Here is a 1987-nt window from a genome sequence, read left to right on the forward strand (position 1 = left end):
GATCAGTCCGCCCTGCACGAGACGCTCGACCATTCGCGTCATCGTGGACGGCTGCACTCCGAGATGGTGCGCGAGCGAGGCAAGGTTCAGCGGGCCGCGGGTGTCGAGCACGACGAGGACCCGGAACTGCGCGATCGTGATCGTCTCGTCGACGTCGGCGATGGATCGAGCGGAGAGAGACACCAGCAACCGCGATGCGGTCAACACCGCATCGGTGATCGCGTCGACGGTGTCCTCCCCGGTGGCCGCTGCTCTGTCGTGCACGATGCGCTCCTCGTCGTCGCCCCGGCGATGCCGTCCCTCAGCAACTATTGCATACTGCAATAATGATGGCGGAGGCAGGACGGTGGCCGATGGGCCGCCCGCTCCCGGTCCCAGGCAGGGAATCCGCCGGTCGGTGGCTGCGGGAGAGTCCGACCTCGCTGGTCCCGCTGGCCCTGGTCATCGGCGCCGGGACCGGTCTGGCCGCGGTCGTCTTCCGGTGGCTGATCACGACGTTCACCCGAATGTTCACAGGTGTCGACGATTACTCCGATGCCGGGCATGCCGCCAATCCACACCTGCCGGCGCTGGGGATGTGGTTCGTCCTGCTGGTGCCGGTGATCGCCGGGGCGATCTACGGGCCGCTGGTATACCGGTTCGCCCCGGAGGCACGCGGGCACGGGGTTCCGGAGGTGATGTACGCCGTCGCCGAACGGGAAGGCCGGATCGCCCCACAGGTCAGTGTGGTCAAGGCCCTCGCGTCCGCACTGTGTATCGGCGGCGGCGGATCGGTCGGGCGGGAGGGGCCGATCGTGCAGATCGGTGCCGCACTCGGCTCGACGTTCGGCCGGATCACCCGACTGAGCGGACCGAGGATGCGGGTGATGGTGGCCTGCGGGGCCGCCGGCGGGATCTCGGCGACATTCAACGCCCCGCTGGCGGGACCGTTCTTTGCGATGGAACTGATCCTGCGCGACTTCGCTACGGAATCCTTCAGCGCTGTGGTGCTCTCGAGTGTGATGGCGTCCATCGTCGGGCGGGCGATCCTGGGCAACGAGGCGTTCCTGTCGCTGCCGTTGTTCTCGGTGCACAGCCCACTCGAATACCTGCTGTTCATCGCGCTCGGAGTGGTCGTCGGCGCGGTCGGGGTGTGCTTCTCCAAGGTGCTGTACCTGATCGAGGACGTCTGCGACTGGGCGTGGCACGGACCGGAATGGTTGCGCCCCGCCGTCGGTGGTCTGCTGATCGGCGCCCTGCTGCTGGTCCTGCCGCAAATGTACGGGGTCGGGTACCCGGTACTCGAGAACGCCGTCGAGGGCAAGTACGTGCTCGCGTTCCTGCTGATCCTCATGGTCGGGAAGATGGTGGCCACCAGCCTGACGATCGGCATCGGCGGCTCCGGCGGGGTGTTCGCCCCGACTCTGTTCATCGGCGCGATGGCCGGTACCGCGTTCGGTGACGTCGCGAATCTGGCCGCACCCGGGATCAGCTCGCCAGCGGGGGCATACGGGTTGGTCGGGATGGGCGCCGCGCTCGCCGGCGCCACCCGGGCACCGATCACCGCGGTGATCATCTTGTTCGAGCTCACCGGCGAGTACTCGATCATCCTGCCGCTGATGGCCGCGGTGGCCATGGCCGCGGGACTGAGCCACCTCATCTCGAAGGACACCATCTACACCCGCAAACTCCTACGCCGCGGCGTCGACATCGAAAAACCCAAGACCCCGACAGCGTTCGCCGGCATGACCGTGCGTGATCTCGCCCAACCCCTGCCCGCCCCGCTGACCGAGACCACCAACCTCGCCGACGCCGCCCACGCCTTGTCGTTGTCCGAACATGGAATCCTGCCCGTTGTCGGCGCGGACGGCACGTATCACGGGTGCGTGACCTCGCGGGCGGTGGCCGAAACCCTCGGCGACCCGGAGGCCACCGAGACCGCGGTCGTGCAGTTGGCGCGACTGACCGCGACCGTGACCGAGGACTCCACCCTGACCGAGGCCCTGCG

2 protein-coding genes are annotated in these 1987 nt (G+C 68.0%); one reads left to right on the plus strand and one right to left on the minus strand.

Translation table 11 applies throughout. The annotated features are described in order from the left end of the window. Positions 1-264, minus strand: a 264-nt coding sequence (locus WAW17_RS09555; protein WP_422332743.1) for a MarR family winged helix-turn-helix transcriptional regulator, incomplete at its 3' end; no start/stop codon positions are given. A gap of 62 nt (positions 265-326) precedes the next feature. On the opposite strand from WAW17_RS09555, the gene WAW17_RS09560 reads away from it, so the two are divergent. Further along, positions 327-1987, plus strand: a 1661-nt coding sequence (locus WAW17_RS09560) for a chloride channel protein (protein ID WP_422332744.1), incomplete at its 3' end; no start/stop codon positions are given.

This window comes from Rhodococcus sp. (in: high G+C Gram-positive bacteria) (genome assembly GCF_049286785.1).
In the GTDB taxonomy this organism is placed as follows: Bacteria; Actinomycetota; Actinomycetes; order Mycobacteriales; family Mycobacteriaceae; genus Rhodococcus_F.